This is a genomic window from Spongiibacter tropicus DSM 19543 (assembly GCF_000420325.1).
Taxonomy (GTDB): Bacteria; Pseudomonadota; Gammaproteobacteria; order Pseudomonadales; family Spongiibacteraceae; genus Spongiibacter; species Spongiibacter tropicus.
The window spans coordinates 1,708,587-1,728,175 of the sequence record NZ_ATUS01000001.1; the positions used below are offsets into that span (position 1 = coordinate 1,708,587).

Below are 19,589 nucleotides of genomic sequence, written 5' to 3' on the forward strand. Positions count from 1 at the left end.
TTTGTAAAAGTATGCACTCTAAAATGAGGAGCCGGGCCGGCGCAAAAATTCTTGCTCTTCCGGCGTGGAGTGCCGCCCCAATACCGCGTTGCGGTGAGGGTATCGGCCAAAGCGTTCGATAATTTCCGCATGGCGGCGGGCAAAGTCCATATTCGTGGGCTTTCCCAAGCGCTCGAACAAACGCAGAGACTCGCGCTGAATCCGCGGTGACTCGCTGTGCATAAACGGCATGTACAGAAACACTTGCTGATCGCCGCTTAGCGAATCATCCACGCCACCCGCAATGGCTTCCTGCGCCAGCACCAGCGCCGCCGCATCGCAGGCAAAGGCGCGTGCATCATCGCGGTACAGGTTTCGGGAAAACTGATCAAGCACCAGAATCTCCGCCAGTCGCCCCTCAGGAGAACACCGCCAGCCGTATAGCTCTCCAGCCGCGCCAGCCCGATGGCACTCGGCAAATTGCCGACGAATCTGCGCATCGACATCGTCGCTGCGACCAAACCAGTCGCCCGGCTCCAAGGTATCAAACCAGAACGTCAGTACCTGTGCGGCATCCATGTTCCCTCTCCCGGCAGTAGCACGCTCCCAGCATAATCGATTGTTGCCCCCAGGCCCACGAAGCGTGGGCAGCGGCGCACAGACACTGGTAAAATACTCCGCTTTACGTACTCAGCCATCCTGGAGAACACCATGGCCAAGGCCAAAGCCCCGAATTTCGAGTCTGCACTCAGTGAGCTGGAGCAACTGGTTCACGTCATGGAATCGGGCGAGCTCAGTCTGGAAGACTCCCTCAAAGCCTTTGAGAAAGGCATGCAGCTCAGCCTCGATTGCCAGAAGGCACTGGCGGATGCCGAGCTGAAAGTGCAGGAGCTGACCGCGCAGGATACCCACCCGGACAGCGACGAATGAGCAACAGCTTCAGCGATTACCTGCAGCGCAGCCAGCAGCGTCTGCAAGCGGCACTGCCCGGCAGGTTGGGCCACAGTGGCAGTGAGTTCAGCGATGCGGAGGCCAGCGCGGTACTCCACCGCCTGTTTGAGGCCAGCGAATACAGCCTGATGAACGGCGGCAAGCGAGTCCGGGCGACGCTGGTCTACGCGACCGCCGCCGCGCTCAGCGAAAGCAGCAACGACGCGGTGCTGGATGACTGCGCCTGCGCACTGGAAATGATCCACGCCTATTCACTGGTGCACGACGACCTGCCCGCCATGGACGACGACGACCTGCGCCGAGGCAAGCCCACTTGCCATATCGCTTACGACGAAGCCACTGCCATTCTGGTGGGCGATGGCCTGCAAAGCCGTGCCTTTGAGTTGTTGGCAGACCTGGATCTGCCCGCCGAGCGCAATCTCGCCATGGTTAAACTACTGGCAGCCGCCAGCGGACCGCGCGGCATGGTTGGTGGCCAGGCCATTGATCTGGCCAACGTCAATCGCCAACTCGATCTGAGCACCCTGCAAACCATGCACCAACTGAAAACCGGCGCATTGATCCGCGCCGCCGTCGGCCTCGGTGCTTTAGCCGGTGGTGCCAGTGCGGCACAGCGCCAGCAGCTCGATGACTACGGACGCGCCATCGGCCTGGCTTTTCAGGTGCAGGACGACATTCTCGATATTGAGAGCAATACCGAGGTGCTGGGCAAAACGCAGGGGGCGGACCAATCGCTGAACAAGCCCACCTTCCCCGCCCTGCTGGGCATGGACGGTGCCAAGCGCCTGGCCCGCGAACTGCACGACGATGCCATCTCCGCACTGGGCGGCTTTGGTCCGACGGCAGAACCACTGCGACAACTGGCGGCGTATATCATTGAGCGCGAGCACTAATCGGCATTTCTACACACGCTGCGCCGTGTCGCTGCAGGGCAATTGGTTTACAATTGCGGCCTTTGCGCCGTCAGGTTAGAGATTCATGTTTCGGAAAATTCCCACGCAACGGCCGTCGACCCCACTGCTCGACGGCATCGCCGACCCCGACGATCTGCGCGGACTGGACGAGCATCAGCTACCCCAGCTGGCGACAGAGCTGCGTGAATTTCTGCTGTACTCGGTCGGCCAGACCGGCGGCCACTTCGGCGCAGGCCTCGGCGTTGTTGAGCTGACCGTCGCCCTGCACTACATCTACAACACCCCCGACGACCGGCTGGTGTGGGATGTGGGCCACCAGTGTTACCCCCACAAAATTCTCACCGGTCGTCGCGAGCGTATGCTGAGTATGCGCAAGGCTGGCGGGCTGGCAGGCTTCCCGAAACGCGAGGAAAGCCCTTACGACACCTTTGGCGTCGGCCATTCCAGCACCAGCATCAGCGCCGCGCTGGGGATGGCGATCGCCGCCCGCCAGCAGGGTATCGACCGCCGCACCGTCGCAGTCATCGGCGATGGTGCGATGACTGCGGGCATGGCTTTTGAAGCCATCACCCACGCCAGCCATACCGGCGCCAATATGCTGGTGGTACTCAACGACAATCAAATGTCGATCTCCAAAAACACCGGCGGACTGAACACCTACTTCTCCAAAATCTGGGCGTCAAAAACCTACAACCAGTTGCGCAGCGGCGGTAAGTCGGTACTGCAGAAATTTCCCGGCCCGGCCAAGGAAATCGCCTCGCGCCTGGAAGAATACATGAAGGGCATGGTCTCCCCCGCCACCCTGTTCGAGGAGCTGGGCTTTAACTATATCGGCCCCATCGACGGCCACGACCTCGATGTACTGGTCCCTACTCTGCGCAATCTGCGTGAGCTTGACGGCCCGCAAATGCTGCACATCATGACGCAGAAAGGAAAGGGCTTTGCCCCGGCTGAACAGGACCCGGTGGGCTTCCACGCGATTTCCAAAATCGAGCCCGACGATGCCGGCAACAAGCCTGCGCCGGTAAAGAAAGGCCCCAAGTATCAGGATATTTTCGGTCAGTGGCTGTGCGATGAAGCCAGCGGCTGCGACAAGCTGGTCGCCATTACCCCCGCCATGTGCGAAGGCTCAGGCATGGTGGAATACGCCCGGCGTTTTGAAGACCGTTTTTACGATGTCGCCATTGCCGAGCAGCACGCACTGACGCTGGCAGCCGGCATGGCCTGCGATGGCCTCAAGCCCGTGGTCGCGATTTACTCCACTTTTTTGCAGCGTGCCTACGATCAGCTTATTCACGACATTGCCCTGCAGAATCTGGACGTGACCTTCGGCATCGACCGGGCGGGACTGGTCGGCGAAGACGGGCCCACCCACGCCGGGGCCTTCGACCTCAGTTTCCTGCGCTGCATTCCCAATATGGTGATCATGGCTCCGGCCGACGAAGACGAGACCCGTCAGTTGCTGCACACCGCCTATCACTACCCCGGTCCGGCAGCCGTTCGCTACCCGCGCGGCACCGGCCCCGGCGTGGACATTCAAGCGAAAATGCACTGTCTTCCCATCGGCAAGGGCCGCCAACTGCGCAGCGGTCAATCGGTGGCGATCGTCAACTTTGGCACCCTGTTGAGCGCCGCCAGCGAAGCCGCGCAGGCACTGAATGCCACGCTGGCAGATATGCGTTTTGTAAAGCCGCTGGATACCGCATTGCTCGACGAGCTGGCCGCCAATCATGATCTGATTGTTACGCTGGAAGAGAATGTGATCGCAGGCGGTGCCGGTAGCGCAGTCACGGAATACCTGAACAGCCGCGACATTGACCTGCCCGTGCTGCAACTGGGGCTGCCCGATCGCTTTGTCGATCACGGCAAACACGGGGTACTGCTCAGCGAAGTGGGGCTGGACGCCAACGGTATTGAACACAGCATCCGCAACCGCATGACGGCGCTCAAGCTGTTACCAGATTCGGCGGCAAGCTGATCGACTCCCTCGTTGCTGGCGGCGCGCTGATCGCCGTCAGCGCACAAATCTGCTGATAAATCGCCTCGAGGTGCTGCCGATAGCTGCGCAGCGGCGGTATGTCTGTTGGCTGATAGTCCACCAGCTCACCGATAGACAGGCGCTCGATCAAGCGCTGATCGGCGAGGCAGCTCACTACCCTCAGGTGAGTACCGCTCACAACGGCCCGCGCCGGGCGCAAACTGACCACAGGCTTCCCCATCGCCACCGCTTCGGAAAGCATACTCAAGCTGTCTTCCGTGCAAAACAGTCGCTCACCGGCACCGAGGAAAGCATCGGCTGAGGGACTGTCCGGGCCCCGGTAATAAATACTGGCGAAGCAATTTTCCTCATTCAATCCATGGCGCAGAATCTCCGCCGCCCCCGCAGAGCGCCGGGAGGTACTCAGCAACCAGCGAATACCGTAGCGCCGGCTGAGCTGAGCCATCGCCACCACCAATGCACGCCAGTCGTCATCGCTGTAGCGGTAACCGCTGCCGGGACCGCCAACCAGCATTGTCCACAGCGGCGCCGGGGATTGCTCCCACAAGAGGTTGCCCAGTCGCTCACAGTGACTGCGCTCAGTTTTGCACAGCGCGACCTGACTGCCGATATTTCGACGCTGCCAGTCGGCGCTTCGTGCCCGGTCGACAAAGGCGGTGAGATTGACCGACACACTGTCGGCAGGCAGACCATAACAGTTACCCACCACCAGATTTGGGCAGTCCAGCAGACGGCTGAGGGCGACATTAAGCGCCAGCACATTGCCGCCGAAGGAGATAATCAGATCGGGCACCTCATCGGGCAATGCCTCGCGGCGATACGCCAGTGGCAGACAGCGCAACAGTGCCGCCCCGGCACGCGCCGCAAGGAAGCGAAGCGCGTGATTCGCCAGTTTGAGTTTGGGCTTCGCCTGAATAGCCCTCATCTCGCAGGGACGCTGGCTGCGTTGCTGGATCAGACGGGCAACGCCCAAAGCCTGGGAATAATGGCCGGGCTTGCCGTCGTGGAGGACCCACAGTCGTAAGACAGACATAGGCAGACATTCTTTTGTTGAAAACAGAATGTGCCCAGTGTGGAAGGAGGTAGTGACAGGCGGGTCACAGCGTCGTGACAATCCGATGACCCGCGTAACCGTCGAGCAACTTAAAAGAGGTGGCCCAGCTTGCCGGATTTGGTTGCCAGATACTTGGCATTGTGGGGGTTCTGACCGGTTTGCAGCGGTAGACGCTCTACCACATCGACCCCTTGGTCAGTGAGCGCATTCACTTTGCGCGGGTTGTTGGTCATCAGACGCACTTTGTGGATATTAAGCTGCTCACACATCGGCTTGAGCAGGCTGTAGTCCCGCATGTCCGCGCCAAAGCCCAGTTGCTCATTGGCCTCGACGGTATCGGCGCCTTCATCTTGCAATTTATACGCACGGATTTTGTTCATCAGGCCGATGCCCCGACCTTCCTGACGCAGATAGAAAATCGCACCACGCCCTTCTTCCGCCACTTTCTGAATCGCCGCCTGCAACTGTGCGCCGCAGTCGCAACGCATGCTGAACAGGGCATCACCGGTCAGACACTCGGAGTGAATACGCGCCAGCACCGGCTGACCGTCGCCAATATCCCCGAGGCTAAGTACCACGTGCTCTTTGCCGGTTTCTGCGTCCTCAAAACCGTGAATATCAAACACCCCCCAGGGTGTGGGGAGCTTGGAGGACTCTATATAGCGGACCGCCACTGGCATCTCCAGAAAATTTTCGGTGGCGCATTTTATCAGCGCGAAGCCGATCAGGCGAGCCGCAATGTGGGCAGGCCCCAATCAGTGGGCGGTCAGGGTGAGAATATTGCCTTTTTCCTGCATATCAACGTGTTCGAGAAAGCTCATGCCAAGCAGAATGACATGGGGATAATCCCCCTCGACCACCACCGCTGCCACGTGGTGGCGCTCGATGCTGCCTACCGCGAGCTTGGGCAGGGTCACCGCAAAACCCCGACTCATCCCCGAAGCCGTGGCAACACTAACCACCGGGGCATCATCGTAGCGGATACCCAGCTGACGGGCGTGCAAGGTACTCATCGCCACCGATGTGGCACCCGTATCGACAACCGCTTCCGCACTGCGGCCATTCACTTCAAGGCGGGTGCGGTATTCCCGCTTGCTGTTGCGCTGCAATACCACTTCCTGCGTTTCCGCCTCGGCGTAATGGGTGCCAATGCGCTTATTTAGCGTCAGGCGGCGCGTTTCGCCCTGGTAGCGAACCACTGCAGAGCGCGAATCGGCGGAAATCACTGTCGCCCCGCGGGGATGCGTCGCGCCCTCGCGCAGCAGCTTTTGCTCCCCATCGATATCCAGCAGCACTGCCCCCTTGAACAGCCCCCGCACAACCAGCGCTTCTGCGACGCTGAAACTGCTTGTCATCGCCAGCAACAGCAGCAGTGCCGTATGTTTGATCATTGCTCATCCTCGCCACTGGCAGCCCTGCGACCAGCCCATTGTTTCATGGCATCTAACCCCAGCTTCGCGCCCGCATCAAGTCAGCAGCCGGGCCTGCGTCCTTAGCAACTCAATAAACCAGCGGTGTCCGGCATCCCCTGCAAGACTGGCCGGCCACATCAACCAGGTGGGTACCGCAGGCATGGGCAGCGGAAAGGGAAACACCTGAATATCGTAGGCCCGCGCAAAGCGCTCTGCCAACACTCTGGGCAAGGTTGCCAGCGAATCGGTCTGTGCCACCACCGGCGGCATCGCCGCAAAATGCTGTACATGCACGTCAACCCGGCGTTGCAAGCGCTCTCCTCCCAGCGCCAGTTCCAGTTGTGTGCGGTAGCGACTGCGCTGACGCAACAGAATATGCCCTTCGGCAAAATACTGCTCGACGCTGAGTTGCCGCCTCAATCGCGGATGCCCGCGACGGGCAATGACCACCAGCTCCTGTTCGCCGATCGGCGCCACACAGACCTTGTCGGATTCCACCCGCACAAAATCAATCACCGCATCGTACTCCAGCCGCGCGAGCGCCGAGGCCACATCATGACGGTCGAGTACCGTGTTGCGTAAGCTCAACCCCAGCCCGGCGGTTTGCAAAGCCTGCATGATGCCGCCCAGCGCCGTCATTTCCAGGTAGCCGTCGGCCAACAAGCTGAACTGCCGCTCGGCACTGGCGGGCGCAAACTGTTGGTCGCTGCTCAGCGCTCCGGCCATCAGTGCCAGCGCCTCAGCCACCGGCGCCTGAGCAGCCAGTGCGCGGGGCGTCGGCTTCATGCCACTGCGCGTGCGCACAAACAACTCGTCTTTCATGGTCAGGCGCAGGCGGGACAGCGCCGCACTCACAGCGGGCTGGCTCATGCCCAATTCTTCGGCGGCGCGGGAGAGGTTCTGCACCCTGAGCAGTGCATCGAAAACGGTCAGTAGATTCAGGTCAACCGCACGTAAATTCAGCTTCATAAATAATAGGTATATAAATTATCGAATTCACAAATACCTAAAATTCCGTAGGCTGTCTACCGCAAGCCGCTAAAACCAATAAGAGGACATCGGCGTGGATCTTCAGCCTGCTCATTTTGTGACTGCCTTTATCATTGTGTTCGCCATCTGGGAGTGGTTCAATGGCCGCGCCCGGGGCGCACGTAAAAGCCGTGAAGACTGGCAGATGGCCGGCCTGAGCGCGGCCGGCATGGTATTGATTCAGCGGCCCTTGCTGCTGTTCGGCATTGCCTGGATCGCAGGCGCCATCATCCCCCAGTTTCACGACTCACTGGCGTGGCTGGAAAGTGAGTATTTCTGGGTAACGCTGATCAGCTATATCGCGCTGGAGGAACTGCTGCACGGTGCCGGACACTGGTTCGCCCACAGCCGTCGTCCGAAAAATACCTGGCTGCGCCGGGCCCAGAACCTCTACAAGATCGGCCACCGGCCCCACCACCTCTCGGGAGGCAACGACGGCAAAGGCGAGTTAAGCGTCACCCAAACCTTTGTCGAGCACTGGACCTGGTGGTTCATCATGCCCAATTACTGGTTCCAGTTTCTGGCGCTGTATCTAGGGCTGACCGAGGTGTTTGTGATCGGCACCGTCTTCAAGGGACTGTGGGCTGCACACAACCACGTGAACTGGAATTACGATCTCTATCTGCTCAACCACCGCTGGGCCTGGGTGCGCAACAGCATGTACGGCCTGTGCCATCTCTTCACATTCCCGACTCAGCACCACCATCATCACGCCCGCGGAAAAAATTCTGGCAGCAACCTCTGCAATCTGCTGTCCATCTACGACTGGTTACTGTTCAAAACATTGGTGATAGAGCGCGAGCGGCCCGCTATTTATGGCTGGCGACAGTCACCGGAGGAAGAGCACAGCGCGTTGCACCGCTACTTCCACACGGATCTGAGCAAACTGCGCTGACTACCGCGGTTGGTGCAGAGCCATCAGTGAAGCGACCACCGACTCCGGGTCATCCGCTTCGGTGATCGCCGTAATCATCGCGCAGCTTCCCACCCCGGTGGCCAGCACTTCGTCGGCGCGCTTGAGATTGATTCCGCCGATCGCCGTCAGCGTGTAGCCGGGAGACAACAGCTCAACCCAGTGGCGAAGCCGATTCACCCCCTGTGGACCAAAGCGCATTTCCTTGCTGGTGGTTGGGTAGACCGGCCCGATGGCAATATAGCTGGGACGCAAGGCATGGGCACGCGCCACCTCGTAGTGGCTGTGGGTACTCACCCCCAACCGCAGCCCGGCATCGGCAATCGCTTGGATATCTGCCACATCGAGATCTTCCTGTCCGAGGTGCACCCCGTAAGCACCGGCGGCAATTGCCTGCGGCCAGTAGTCATTGATAAACACCCGAGCCTGATACTCCCGGCCGAGTGCCACCGCGCGCTGAATCTCCTCGTCAAGGTTGGGCTGATGCGGGTCTTTGATCCGCAGCTGGATCGTTTTCACGCCGCTTTTCAGCAAGCGCTCGACCCATTCGCTGCTGTCCACCACCGGATACAGCCCCAGTTCACCGTCGCAGGCGGGAAAGGCGGGTTTTGCCTTGGGGAAACGACGGCTTAGCCCAGGGTAGTCGCAAAGCTGCTTTGGCCAGCCCATATGAGTCACCGGGCCGGGACCGCCACCAAGCTGCACTGACAAACGCAGCCCCTGACTGACATAGGCCTTGGCCAGCACCAGTGCATCCGCCATTTCATAGCCCCGCGCCAGCAACGCGGCAATCGCCGACGACAGCGTACAGCCGGTGCCGTGGGTATTCAGCGTATCGATGCACGGACCACTGAGCCAGAATCCCTGTTCACCATCGGTCCAATAGTCGTGGCAGAGACCATCACGCGTCACCAGATGCCCACCGGTCAGCAACACTGAACGGGCACCGAGCACCACGATATCCTGAGCGGCGCGCTCAACCTCTTCAGCGGTGGTGATTTTTCGATCCAGCAGGGTTTCCGCTTCACTGATATTCGGGGTTAGCAAATCCGCTCGTGGCAGCAGCTTTTCAACCAATACCTGGCTGACGCCATTTTCCATTAACAAGCCGCCACTGGTGGAAACCATGACCGGATCGCAGACCACCGGGCCGGGGTAGTCTTGCAGATACTTGGCAACTACCTCTACCACTTCCGCCGACCCCAGCATGCCGAGTTTGATAGCCCCGGCCGGCAGGTCGCTGTCCAGTGCGTTAATCTGCGCCGCCAGCGCCCGGTGGGAGGTCACCGCAACATGGCCCACGGCGAAACTGTTCTGGGCGGTAATCGCGGTAATGACCGTACAGCCGTGAACACCAAAATCGTGAAAGGTGGCCAGATCGGCCTGAATACCGGCGCCGCCACCGGAGTCAGAACCGGCGATCGACCAGGCGATGGGTTTGGAATGACTTGCCATAGGGCCTCGTTATTTTGTCTGCGTTTACTGCTGATGCCAGAAGGGCATGCCCAGCGTCGGTGTCGACGGCGACGCCGTCTGCCGCTCGGGCATGGCCCCCGCCAGCCAGGCCGAGCGCCCCGCTTTTAATGCATCGCGGAATGCCGTTGCCATAAGTATAGGCTGTGCGGCCTGCGCCACAGCGGTATTCAGAAGAATGCCGTCATAGCCCAGTTCCATGGCCTGCACCGCATGGGAAGGCTTGCCGATACCCGCATCGACAATCAGCGGCATACCGGGCAGGCGTTCGCGAATGGTCTGCAAATTGTAGGGATTCATCAGGCCGCGCCCCGTACCGATCGGCGACCCCCAAGGCATCAGCACTTCGCAGCCGACATCGCGCAGGCGCTGGCAGATCACCAGATCGTCGGTGCAGTAGGGAAACACTTTAAAACCGAGTTTGATGAGCTGCTCGGCCGCCTCGATAGTGGCAATGGGGTCGGGCTGGAGGTTGTAGTCGTCGCCGACCACTTCCAGTTTCAGCCAGTCGGTCTCGAACAGTTCACGGCTCATCTGCGCCAGCGTCACCGCTTCTTTTACGGTGTGACAGCCTGCCGTGTTGGGCAACAGGGTTTTGTTAAGGGATTTGATCTGCTCCCAGAAGCTGGCCCCGCCGCCCTGCTCTGGCGACTGCCGCCGCAGACCGACGGTAATAATCTCTGCCTCCGACGCCGTAATCGACTCGCACATCAGTTGTGGCGACGGGTAGAGCGCGCTGCCAATCAGCAGGCGACTCGAAAAAGACTGACCGTAAAGGGTCCAGGTATCCGCATTCTGCTGACTCACCATCAGCCCCCCTGCACCGGCGCCAGCACATCGAGCTGATCGCCATCACTAAGGCGGTATTCACCGTATTGCGAGCGCGGCACGAAATCGCCGTTAACCGCCACAGCGACTTTTTCACAGCTAAAACCCCAGACTTCCAACTGCTCGGCCAGCGGGCTCGCCGCTTCGCACTGTCGACGTTGGTTGTTCACACTGATTGTGATCATCAAGACTCCCAGCAATCGCGTTCAAATGCCTGCAACGCTGTTTCCACCACATGCGGACTCAGCAGGTAACCGTGGCGATACAGGCCGTTCACCGTCAGCAGGCCGTGTTGCCCCCTGACTATCGGTAGATTATTCGGCATGGCGGGTCGGCAGTGACTCCAGGCGTGCTCCACCGTCGCCTCGGCAAAGCCGCTGTGCAGGCTGTACAGCGCCGACAGCAACTCCAGATGACTGCGCACGGTAACTGGCGCCATCGACTCACTCTCAATCTCGGTGGCACCGATCACATAGCGATGATCCGGCCGCGGCGCCACATAGAGTTTGTAGCGCGGGTGCATCAGGCGCACCGGGCGTGACAGTGACACCTCAGGGGCGCGCAGCCACAACACTTCACCGCGCACACCGCGCAACTCTGGCAGGGCGTCCCGGGCCCCGACCCCGCGGGTATCAATGACGCAATCGAAGGTCTGCGCCTGACCATTCACGCGCAGCGAGTGGGGCGCAATGTCTGTCACTTCACTATGGGGCTGCCAGCACACACCCTGCTGCTCGATCGCATCGGCCAGTGCCGCCAGCAGCGCGCCGTTGTCGAGGTAACCCTCATCGGGCAGGAACAGGCCATCGCGAAAGCGCGGTGCCAGCTCCGGCTCCAGCTCAGTCAGACGTTCGGCATCAATGCGCTCGACCCGCTCAATATAGTCCGGCACGACCGCTCGAAGCTGTTGCTGAAAATGCTGCAGGGTAGATTTATCCAGCTCGTGAGCCACCACCACGCTGCCATTGAGACCGTAGCTGACGGCGCGCCCCGTCTGCGCTTCCAGGGCGGCAATCTGCTCCGGCCACCAGCGCAGCGCCATCAACCCCCAGTCGAACACCTGACGCTCCGCGCTGGCCACCTCGGTATAGGGCGCCAACATCGAGGCCGCCACGCGCGCAGCGGTCGTTTCGCCATCGCGGCTGCCCCTGTCGAACAGCGTGACGGCATAGCCCTGCGCCGACAGCTTCCAGGCCAGCAGGCGCCCGAGAATACCCGCCCCGACAACAGCCACTTGCCGCATCACTTCAGCCCCCGCAACGTACTGCGCCGACACCTGGCCGGACTCGTTACTTCCGTTCTCGCCATTGGGCTCACAGCTTTTTGTATATCTCGCTGCCCTGAGCCTTGAACTCATCGGATTTTTTGGCCATTTCGCGTTCCAGCTCTTCTTCCTCAAGCTTGGCCGCGTAGTCGCGTACATCCTGCGTGATCTTCATCGAACAGAACTTGGGGCCACACATTGAGCAGAAGTGGGCGACCTTGGCCGACTCCTTAGGCAGGGTTTCGTCGTGGAATTCCCGCGCCGTGTCCGGATCGAGACCGAGGTTAAACTGATCCTCCCAGCGGAACTCGAATCGCGCTTTGCTCAAGGCATTATCACGCAGTTGCGCGCCGGGGTGTCCCTTCGCCAGATCGGCTGCGTGGGCGGCAATCTTGTAGGTGATGATGCCGGTTTTTACGTCATCTTTATTGGGCAAGCCGAGATGCTCTTTCGGTGTCACATAGCAGAGCATGGCACAGCCGTACCAGCCGATCTGCGCGGCACCGATACCCGAGGTAATGTGGTCATAGCCGGGTGCAATATCAGTGGTCAGCGGCCCAAGAGTGTAGAACGGCGCCTCGTCACAGTGCTTGAGCTGCTCGTCCATATTCTCTTTGATCATCTGCATAGGCACGTGGCCCGGACCTTCGATCATCACCTGCACATCGTGCTTCCAGGCTTTCTTGGTCAACTCACCCAGCGTGCGCAGCTCGCCGAACTGCGCCTCATCATTGGCGTCAGCCACTGAGCCGGGACGCAGGCCATCACCCAGCGAGAAGGACACATCGTAGGCCTTCATGATTTCGCAGATATCGTCAAAATGGGTGTAGAGGAAGTTTTCCTTATGGTGGGCCAGACACCACTTTGCCATGATCGAGCCACCGCGGGACACAATGCCGGTCACCCGCTTGGCCGTCAGCGGCACATAGCGCAGCAACACCCCGGCATGAATGGTGAAGTAATCCACGCCCTGTTCAGCCTGCTCAATCAGCGTGTCGCGGAAGATTTCCCAGGTAAGGTCTTCAGCCACACCATCGACTTTCTCCAGCGCCTGATAAATCGGCACCGTGCCTACAGGCACTGGCGAATTGCGCACAATCCACTCGCGGGTTTCGTGAATGTTTTTGCCGGTCGACAAATCCATCATGGTGTCGGCACCCCAGCGAATGCCCCAGGTCAGCTTGGCCACTTCCTCTTCGATCGACGAACCCAGCGCCGAGTTGCCGATATTGCCGTTTACCTTCACCAGAAAATTGCGGCCGATAATCATCGGCTCCAGCTCGGGGTGATTGATATTGGCGGGAATAATTGCGCGGCCGCGGGCCACCTCGTCGCGGACAAATTCCGGGGTAATTTCCTTGGGAATACTGGCACCGAAGGACTGGCCGGGGTGCTGCACCGCCAGCTCGCCGGCTTCTCGCGCCTGTGCCAGCGCCATGTTTTCGCGGATGGCGATGTATTCCATTTCCGGCGTGATGATGCCCTTGCGCGCATAGTGCATCTGGCTGACATTTTGCCCGGCTTTGGCGCGGCGCGGACGGCGTTTCAGATCAAAGCGCAGCGCTTCGAGGCTCAGGTCAGCGGCGCGTTTACGGGTGTACTCTGAGCTGTCGGCGCTGAGCAGTTCGGTGTCGTCGCGGTCGAGAATCCACTGCTCACGAATCGGCGCCAGGCCCTTGCGAATATCAATGCTGGCCTTGGGGTCGGTGTAGGCACCCGAGGTGTCATACACCCGCACCGGCGGGTTTGGCTCCAGCTTGGTGCTGCCGTCGCTGGCCTGCACCGGCGTCGGGGTCAGTTTAATTTCGCGCATGGGCACCTGAATATCGTCGCGGCTGCCCTGTACATAGATTTTGCTCGACCCCGGCAGTGGCTCTACCGCCGCCGAATCGACCTGCGCGGTTTCGCGAAGCAATGGATATTCAGATGAACTCATGACTTTCCCCTCAGCACGACAGGCGTGGCTGTTCTCTAGTTTTAAGAGGCAGGGACGAGATCGTCACAGAAGACGGACTGATACTGAGGCGATCTTGTTCCCTACGCTGGCATTACCCAGATCAGGTACAACGGGACCCGCTACTGCGATCTCAGCCCAAGGGCGCCCCGACAAGAACCCGCAGTGTAGGACTGGCTACCGGCAATAACAAGAGGCCTGCGGTCCACCTCGCCAAAATCCGGCGCAGGGCGCGCGGATTCAGGCCATTCGCTATCTCAGAGACTGACATCGACCGCCTGCGCGGCGGCGATTGCCTTGGCCTTGGCATCGTCGATGTCCGCGCCACGAGCCAGCGCCACCCCCATGCGGCGCTTACCCGCGACTTCCGGCTTGCCAAACAGGCGCAACTGCGTGTCGGGCTGCGCGAGTGCCTGCTGCAGATTGCCAAAGCGGGTGTTGCGCGATTCGCCTTCGACCAGAATGACCGCCGACGCCGAGGGGCCGTGCTGATGAATATTGGGAATGGGCAGGCCGAGAATCGCGCGTGCGTGCAGGGCAAACTCCGACAAGTCCTGAGAAATCAGCGTCACCAGCCCGGTGTCATGGGGGCGCGGCGACACTTCGCTGAACCAGACGTCGTTGCCTTTGATAAACAGCTCAACGCCGAACAGACCCCAGCCACCCAGGGCTTCGGTAACGGCTTTGGCAATCGTTTTGGATGTTTCCAGCGCAGCGGCAGACATCGCTTGCGGCTGCCAGGACTCCTGATAGTCGCCATCTTCCTGGCGGTGACCGATGGGCTCGCAGAAGCTGCAGCCATCGCGATGCTGCACTGTCAGCAGGGTGATTTCGTAATCGAAATCGACAAAGCCCTCAACAATCACCCGTCCGGCACCCGCCCGGCCACCTTCCTGAGCGTATTGCCAGGACCGCTCAATGTCCGCTGAATCGCGCAGCAGACTTTGCCCCTTGCCGGATGAACTCATAATCGGTTTCACCACGCAGGGCAGGCCAATCTGTTCAACGGCCTGACAGAACGCCTCATAGCTGTCGGCAAACTGGTAGGGAGAGGTGGCGATCCCCAGTTCCTCCGCCGCCAGACGGCGAATGCCCTCGCGGTTCATGGTCAGCTGGGCGGCGCGGGCACTGGGCACCACGGTATAGCCCTCGTTCTCCAGCTCCACCAGTGTGTCGGTAGCAATAGCTTCGATTTCGGGCACGATGTAGTCGGGCTTTTCCTGCTCAATCACCCGCCTCAGTGCCTCGCCATCGAGCATGGAAAAACAATGACTGCGATCAGCCACCTGCATGGCTGGTGCATTGTCGTAGCGATCACAAGCGATGACTTCCACACCCAGTCGCTGCAATTCGATAACGACTTCCTTACCCAATTCTCCCGAGCCACAAAGCAGCACCTTGCAGGCCGACGTACTGAATGGCGTACCGATAGAAACCATGATGTCCTCTCTTTTTCCTCTGGACCTCACGCCCAGATCCATCATCAGCGAATGTTTAGAGCAGTACGAACAGCAACTGCACCACGAGAAACGCGTAAAACCCTGCTAACACATCGTCGATCATAATACCCAGACCGCCGTGCACCTTGGCATCAAGCACGCGAATCGGCCAGGGTTTCCAGATATCAAACAGGCGGAACAGCGCCACGCCCAGCACCAGCCAGAGCCAACCCGGCGGCAGCAGGAACAGGGCGATCCACAGGCCGACAAATTCGTCCCAGACAATCCCGCCGTGGTCGTGCACCCCCAGCGCTTTCGCCGTTTCCCCGCACAGATAAATCCCCAGCATAAACGCCGCGACAACGGCCGCAATGTAAGAGCTGGTAGGCAGCAGTTGCAGCAGAAACCAGAAGGGAATCGCCGCGAAGGTACCAAAGGTGCCGGGGGCTTTCGGTGCCAGGCCGCTGCCAAAACCCAACGACAGCATGTGGGTAGGGTTGCGGAGCATCTGGGGAGGGATCGCTTTCATAAAACCTCAGAAATGTTGGTAACCGGCGCCGACCGAGCAGGCTTGACCATTTTCATCAATACACGACAAGTCGTCACCGGGCACAATGCCGCCGACGCAGGTCAATGGTAAACCCAAGGAGACCGATAAGGCCGCGATTGACTCGCGCTGTTCCGCAGGCGCGGTAAAACACAGTTCGTAATCATCGCCACCCGAAAGAGCATAGTCGCGGGCAGCGGATAAATCCGTAATCGCCGGGTGGATAGGCAGCGCGCCCAGCATCAGCCGCCCTCCCGCGCCACTGGCATTGAGAATATGCCCCAGATCGGCGGCGAGACCGTCGGAAATATCCACCGCCGCCGAGGCAATACCGCGCAGGGCCACGCCGAGGGCCACCCTCGCCTGCGGGCGGTGATAGCGCTCAAGGCAGGCCTGCTGGCGCGCATCGGGCGAGTCACTGTCGATATAGTCCAGCGCCGCGCGAGCACCGCCGAGACTGCCTGACACATAGATATCATCACCGGGCTTGGCACCGCTGCGCAGCAGTGCGCCACCAACAGGCACCGTGCCCATCACTTGAAAGCTCAGGCACAGAGGACCGCGTGTAGTGTCCCCCCCCACCAGACTCATGCCATAGTGCGCCGCATCGTCAGCCAGAGCGTGGCTGAATGCCGCCAGCCAATCACTGCCATTCTCCGGCAGGGTCAGTGCGAGGGTAAATGCACGGGGCTCAGCACCCGCTGCAGCGAGGTCACTCACACAGGCGGCCAGCGCACGACGGGCGAGCATCGACGGCGGGTAGTCGTGGGGAAAATGCACACCCTCCACCAGAGTATCCACCGACAGCGCCAACTCTTCACCGGCGGCGGGCGACAGCACTGCGCAATCGTCACCGATACCGCAACGCACGAAGGCAGATGCCTTGGACAAGGGCTGAAAGAAGCGCTGGATCAGCGCGAACTCGGAGAGTCCCCCGGCGCCAGACACAGCGACTCAGCCTTCCCCTTCGCTGCGGCGGGACTTTTCTGCATTCACTTCAATCTGCCGTGCGGATGCCGCCACTTTATCCAGCACACCGTTGATGTAACGGTAGCCATCTGTCGCGCCAAATCGCTTGGCCAGATTTACCGTTTCATTGATGGCGACTTTGTATGGCACGTCGATACGGAACAGCAGTTCATAGCTGCCCATGCGCAACAGGCAAAGCTCGACGGGGTCGAGGTCGTCCAGCTCCCGGTCCAGATGCGGCACAAAGGCCTCCTGCAACTCGCCGAGCTTGGCGGGGATGTTGTGGAGCAACTCGCTGAAGAACACGAGGTCGACATTCTGCATGTCGTAATCGGTTTGAAATTGCGCGTCGATAACATTCAGTGGCTGCGAGGCCATCTGCCATTGATACAGCGCTTGCAGGGCGTAGTGACGCGCCTTGCGACGGGAAGCCGCCAACTGGTTTTTGGCGTGTTGTTCTGGGCGTTGGGCCACGGTGTTACTCCGAAATAAAAAGAACCGGCGCGGGCTGATGGCCGCGCCGTAATAATAGTCGCAGCGGCTTACATCTGCTTGAGCAGATTCACCATTTCGATCGCCGACATGGCCGCTTCTTCGCCTTTGTTGCCCGCTTTGGTGCCCGCGCGCTCAATGGCCTGCTCGATGCTGTCTACCGTCAGCACGCCGAAGGACACTGGTACGCTGTATTGCATGGAGACCTGGGCCAGACCTTTGGTGCACTCGCCAGCCACATATTCGAAATGAGGGGTGCCGCCGCGAATCACCGCGCCCAGCGCAATAATGGCGTCGTACTGACCACCCGCTGCGGCTTTCTGGCACACCAGCGGAATTTCAAAGGCGCCGGGGGCACGGATGATGGTGATATCGTCTTCGCTCACACCGTGGCGGCGCAGAGCATCCAGCGAGCCTTCCAGCAGGCTTTCTACAACAAAGCTGTTCCAGCGGCCAACCACAATGGCGAACTTGCCCGCCACGCCGGTAAAGGTACCTTCAATTGTTTTCATCACTGTTCCTTACATTTCTCAATCATTAGCGGCTGCCGGGCAACCTGCGTTTTTACCGTAAGCGCCGCTCAGCTGAAATCGCCGGGGCTGACAAACTCAACCACTTCCAGATCAAAGCCGGAAATCGCATTGTACTTCACGGGTGCCCCCATCAGGCGCAGCTTGCCAGCGCCCACGTCACGCAGAATCTGCGAGCCCAGACCGACATTGAAGTAGGTATTCTGGTACTGGGCGCTGTCACCCTGCAGCGGCGACTTGGTACCGCGCGCAATATCCAGCTCAGCGAGAATATCTTCCGCTTTCTCCTGGTTGGCGAGCAGCACCAGCACCCCGCCGTGTTCGGCCAGCACTGACAGCGAACGATGCATATTCCAGCCGGTGGTCGATCCCGGTGGCTGGCTCTGCAGCAGATCGCGTACGGTCGAGCCCAGATGCACTCGCGCCAGCGTCGGCTCGTCGGCATTGACCTCACCTTTCTGCAGGGCGAAGTGGAGTTGACCGGCCACCGAGTCCCGGTAGGCGTGCAGCAGGAATTCACCGAAGTCAGTATTGATCGGGCCACTGCTCAGCTTCTCAACGGTGCGCTCGTTGAGCACCTGGTAGTGAATCAGGTCGGCAATGGTACCCATTTTCACATCGTGTTCGGCAGCAAAGGCTTCCAAATCTTCGCGACGGGCCATGGTGCCGTCTTCATTCATGATCTCGCAGATCACGCCGGTGGGCTCAAAGCCCGCCAGACGGGCGAGATCACAGGCCGCTTCGGTATGACCCGCGCGATTGAGCACACCGCCGGGCTCGGCCATCAGCGGAAAAATGTGACCGGGCTGGACAATGTCTTCAGCACGGGCGTTGCGAGCCGCCGCCGTGCGCACCGTGTGAGCACGGTCGGCAGCAGAAATACCCGTCGTCACACCCTCGCGGGCTTCGATCGACAGCGTAAACTTGGTGCCAAAACCGGAGGCATTGCGATCGACCATCAGCGGCAGCGCGAGTTGTTCGCAGCGCTCACGGGTCATCGGCATGCAGATCAGACCGCGGCCATGAGTCGCCATAAAGTTGATGTCCTGAGGGCGTACACATTCGGCAGCCATGACCAGATCGCCCTCATTTTCGCGATCTTCGTCATCCATCAGAATGACCATTTTGCCCAGGCGAATGTCCTGAATCAGCTCTTCTACGGTGCTAAATGCCATATTACTTTGCCTTCATAAAACCGTTTTCGGCCAGTGTGGCCATTGTGATGCCGCCGCTGCGGCTGTCAAGCGAGCGGGCGTCCAGCAACCGCTCCAGATATCGGGCTACCACATCCACCTCCAGGTTCACCCGGCTGCCGACGCGGTAAGACGCTATCGTTGTCTCTGCCGCCGTGTGCGGCACAATATTCAGTTCAAAGCTTGCACCATCGACGCGATTTACTGTCAGGCTTACGCCATCGACACAGATGGACCCTTTTTGAGCGATGTAGCGCGCCAGATTCTCAGGTGCATCGATGCTCAAACGCAGCGAACGGGCATCGCGCTGCATGGCGACAATCGTACCAACGCCATCCACATGACCACTGACAATGTGTCCATCGAAACGACTGCTGGCGAGCATCGCCCGCTCCAGATTCACTGCCATGCCGGTTTTGGCCTCAGCGAAACTGCTTTGTGCGAGCGTTTCGCGTGACACGTCGGCCCAAAAGCCGTCGCCAGGCAAGTCCACCACCGTCAGACAGACGCCGTTGCTGGCAATACTGTCGCCCAATTTGACCTCGGCCAGCGGCAGGTCGCCGCTGCGGATATACAGCCGCAGATCACCGCTGCGCATTTGCAGAGCGGCCACTTCGCCAACGGCTTCAATAATTCCCGTAAACACGCC

At 60.0% G+C, this 19,589-nt stretch carries 21 protein-coding genes and 1 riboswitch; of the genes, 4 read left to right on the top strand and 17 right to left on the bottom strand.

The genetic code is table 11. The features are described 5' to 3' along the window. Positions 1-18 precede the first annotated feature (18 nt). Positions 19-558 carry a DUF924 family protein gene (locus G411_RS0107975; RefSeq protein ID WP_022958662.1) on the bottom strand — a complete coding sequence of 180 codons (540 nt, stop codon included), beginning with the start codon at positions 556-558 and terminating at the stop codon, positions 19-21. Positions 559-690: 132 nt separating this feature from the next. On the opposite strand from G411_RS0107975, the gene G411_RS0107980 reads away from it, so the two are divergent. From G411_RS0107980 to dxs, 3 genes are all read left to right on the top strand, one after another. After that, a complete protein-coding gene (locus tag G411_RS0107980; protein ID WP_022958663.1) occupies positions 691-909 on the top strand; it encodes an exodeoxyribonuclease VII small subunit in 219 nt (72 codons plus the stop codon). Continuing rightward, complete coding sequence (locus G411_RS0107985) at positions 906-1,823, top strand: polyprenyl synthetase family protein (RefSeq protein ID WP_022958664.1); 918 nt, start codon at positions 906-908, stop codon at positions 1,821-1,823. Before G411_RS0107980 ends, G411_RS0107985 begins: the two co-directional genes overlap by 4 nt. 85 nt (positions 1,824-1,908) lie before the next feature. Next, entirely contained in the window at positions 1,909-3,822 is a 1,914-nt protein-coding gene (gene dxs / locus G411_RS0107990; protein WP_022958665.1) for a 1-deoxy-D-xylulose-5-phosphate synthase, read from the top strand. On the opposite strand, the gene G411_RS0107995 is transcribed toward dxs, so the two are convergent. The 4 genes from G411_RS0107995 to G411_RS0108010 form a co-directional block, all read right to left on the bottom strand. Then, positions 3,791-4,876: an ELM1/GtrOC1 family putative glycosyltransferase gene (locus tag G411_RS0107995; RefSeq protein WP_022958666.1), complete on the bottom strand. Its 1,086-nt coding sequence runs from the start codon at positions 4,874-4,876 to the stop codon at positions 3,791-3,793. The genes dxs and G411_RS0107995 overlap by 32 nt on opposite strands. 110 nt (positions 4,877-4,986) lie before the next feature. Then, positions 4,987-5,577, bottom strand: a complete 591-nt coding sequence (gene ribA, locus G411_RS0108000) for a GTP cyclohydrolase II (protein WP_374963100.1) — start codon at positions 5,575-5,577, stop codon at positions 4,987-4,989. A 75-nt stretch (positions 5,578-5,652) separates the two neighbouring features. Next, entirely contained in the window at positions 5,653-6,288 is a 636-nt protein-coding gene (locus tag G411_RS0108005; RefSeq protein WP_022958668.1) for a retropepsin-like aspartic protease family protein, read from the bottom strand. A 75-nt stretch (positions 6,289-6,363) separates the two neighbouring features. Beyond that, entirely contained in the window at positions 6,364-7,278 is a 915-nt protein-coding gene (locus tag G411_RS0108010) for a LysR substrate-binding domain-containing protein (protein WP_022958669.1), read from the bottom strand. 94 nt (positions 7,279-7,372) lie between these two features. Between G411_RS0108010 and G411_RS0108015 the strand changes: the two genes are divergently transcribed. Next, positions 7,373-8,233, top strand: a complete 861-nt coding sequence (locus G411_RS0108015; RefSeq protein ID WP_022958670.1) for a sterol desaturase family protein — start codon at positions 7,373-7,375, stop codon at positions 8,231-8,233. Here the strand turns inward: G411_RS0108015 and thiD are convergent, their stop codons facing one another. From thiD to G411_RS0108075, 12 genes are all read right to left on the bottom strand, one after another. Further along, the gene (gene thiD / locus G411_RS0108020; RefSeq protein WP_022958671.1) at positions 8,234-9,706 is read right to left on the bottom strand and encodes a bifunctional hydroxymethylpyrimidine kinase/phosphomethylpyrimidine kinase; all 1,473 of its coding nucleotides are present in this window, start codon (positions 9,704-9,706) and stop codon (positions 8,234-8,236) included. 24 nt (positions 9,707-9,730) lie between these two features. Further along, positions 9,731-10,537 (bottom strand): thiazole synthase, encoded by an 807-nt coding sequence (locus tag G411_RS0108025; RefSeq protein WP_414711774.1) that lies wholly within the window; start codon positions 10,535-10,537, stop codon positions 9,731-9,733. Beyond that, positions 10,534-10,737: a sulfur carrier protein ThiS gene (thiS, locus tag G411_RS0108030; RefSeq protein WP_022958673.1), complete on the bottom strand. Its 204-nt coding sequence runs from the start codon at positions 10,735-10,737 to the stop codon at positions 10,534-10,536. Before thiS ends, G411_RS0108025 begins: the two co-directional genes overlap by 4 nt. Next, the gene (gene thiO / locus G411_RS0108035; RefSeq protein WP_022958674.1) at positions 10,737-11,828 is read right to left on the bottom strand and encodes a glycine oxidase ThiO; all 1,092 of its coding nucleotides are present in this window, start codon (positions 11,826-11,828) and stop codon (positions 10,737-10,739) included. Before thiO ends, thiS begins: the two co-directional genes overlap by 1 nt. A gap of 37 nt (positions 11,829-11,865) precedes the next feature. Then, positions 11,866-13,752 (bottom strand): phosphomethylpyrimidine synthase ThiC, encoded by a 1,887-nt coding sequence (thiC, locus tag G411_RS0108040; RefSeq protein ID WP_022958675.1) that lies wholly within the window; start codon positions 13,750-13,752, stop codon positions 11,866-11,868. A gap of 81 nt (positions 13,753-13,833) precedes the next feature. Beyond that, a riboswitch (TPP riboswitch) is annotated at positions 13,834-13,932 on the bottom strand. 95 nt (positions 13,933-14,027) lie between these two features. Continuing rightward, on the bottom strand, positions 14,028-15,209 hold the full coding sequence (gene purT, locus G411_RS0108045; RefSeq protein WP_022958676.1) for a formate-dependent phosphoribosylglycinamide formyltransferase: 1,182 nt from the start codon (positions 15,207-15,209) through the stop codon (positions 14,028-14,030). 55 nt (positions 15,210-15,264) lie between these two features. Beyond that, entirely contained in the window at positions 15,265-15,738 is a 474-nt protein-coding gene (locus tag G411_RS0108050; RefSeq protein WP_022958677.1) for a phosphatidylglycerophosphatase A family protein, read from the bottom strand. Positions 15,739-15,744: 6 nt separating this feature from the next. Then, positions 15,745-16,704, bottom strand: coding sequence for a thiamine-phosphate kinase (gene thiL, locus G411_RS0108055; RefSeq protein WP_022958678.1), 960 nt, complete (start codon positions 16,702-16,704; stop codon positions 15,745-15,747). A gap of 6 nt (positions 16,705-16,710) precedes the next feature. Then, positions 16,711-17,199: a transcription antitermination factor NusB gene (gene nusB / locus G411_RS0108060; protein WP_022958679.1), complete on the bottom strand. Its 489-nt coding sequence runs from the start codon at positions 17,197-17,199 to the stop codon at positions 16,711-16,713. A 68-nt stretch (positions 17,200-17,267) separates the two neighbouring features. Continuing rightward, positions 17,268-17,729 (bottom strand): 6,7-dimethyl-8-ribityllumazine synthase, encoded by a 462-nt coding sequence (gene ribH, locus G411_RS0108065; protein WP_022958680.1) that lies wholly within the window; start codon positions 17,727-17,729, stop codon positions 17,268-17,270. Between the two features lie 68 nt (positions 17,730-17,797). After that, positions 17,798-18,922 (bottom strand): bifunctional 3,4-dihydroxy-2-butanone-4-phosphate synthase/GTP cyclohydrolase II, encoded by a 1,125-nt coding sequence (gene ribBA, locus G411_RS0108070; protein ID WP_022958681.1) that lies wholly within the window; start codon positions 18,920-18,922, stop codon positions 17,798-17,800. A 1-nt stretch (position 18,923) separates the two neighbouring features. Then, a complete protein-coding gene (locus tag G411_RS0108075; protein WP_022958682.1) occupies positions 18,924-19,586 on the bottom strand; it encodes a riboflavin synthase in 663 nt (220 codons plus the stop codon). Positions 19,587-19,589 lie beyond the last annotated feature (3 nt).

Coding starts and splice junctions, on each gene's coding strand:
- G411_RS0107975 (WP_022958662.1), bottom strand. CDS start 558: ATGGATGCCGCACAGGTACTGACGTTCTGGTTTGATACCTTGGAGCCG.
- G411_RS0107980 (WP_022958663.1), top strand. CDS start 691: ATGGCCAAGGCCAAAGCCCCGAATTTCGAGTCTGCACTCAGTGAGCTG.
- G411_RS0107985 (WP_022958664.1), top strand. CDS start 906: ATGAGCAACAGCTTCAGCGATTACCTGCAGCGCAGCCAGCAGCGTCTG.
- dxs (WP_022958665.1), top strand. CDS start 1,909: ATGTTTCGGAAAATTCCCACGCAACGGCCGTCGACCCCACTGCTCGAC.
- G411_RS0107995 (WP_022958666.1), bottom strand. CDS start 4,876: ATGTCTGTCTTACGACTGTGGGTCCTCCACGACGGCAAGCCCGGCCAT.
- ribA (WP_374963100.1), bottom strand. CDS start 5,577: ATGCCAGTGGCGGTCCGCTATATAGAGTCCTCCAAGCTCCCCACACCC.
- G411_RS0108005 (WP_022958668.1), bottom strand. CDS start 6,288: ATGATCAAACATACGGCACTGCTGCTGTTGCTGGCGATGACAAGCAGT.
- G411_RS0108010 (WP_022958669.1), bottom strand. CDS start 7,278: ATGAAGCTGAATTTACGTGCGGTTGACCTGAATCTACTGACCGTTTTC.
- thiD (WP_022958671.1), bottom strand. CDS start 9,706: ATGGCAAGTCATTCCAAACCCATCGCCTGGTCGATCGCCGGTTCTGAC.
- thiS (WP_022958673.1), bottom strand. CDS start 10,737: ATGATCACAATCAGTGTGAACAACCAACGTCGACAGTGCGAAGCGGCG.
- thiC (WP_022958675.1), bottom strand. CDS start 13,752: ATGAGTTCATCTGAATATCCATTGCTTCGCGAAACCGCGCAGGTCGAT.
- purT (WP_022958676.1), bottom strand. CDS start 15,209: ATGGTTTCTATCGGTACGCCATTCAGTACGTCGGCCTGCAAGGTGCTG.
- G411_RS0108050 (WP_022958677.1), bottom strand. CDS start 15,738: ATGAAAGCGATCCCTCCCCAGATGCTCCGCAACCCTACCCACATGCTG.
- ribH (WP_022958680.1), bottom strand. CDS start 17,729: ATGAAAACAATTGAAGGTACCTTTACCGGCGTGGCGGGCAAGTTCGCC.
- ribBA (WP_022958681.1), bottom strand. CDS start 18,922: ATGGCATTTAGCACCGTAGAAGAGCTGATTCAGGACATTCGCCTGGGC.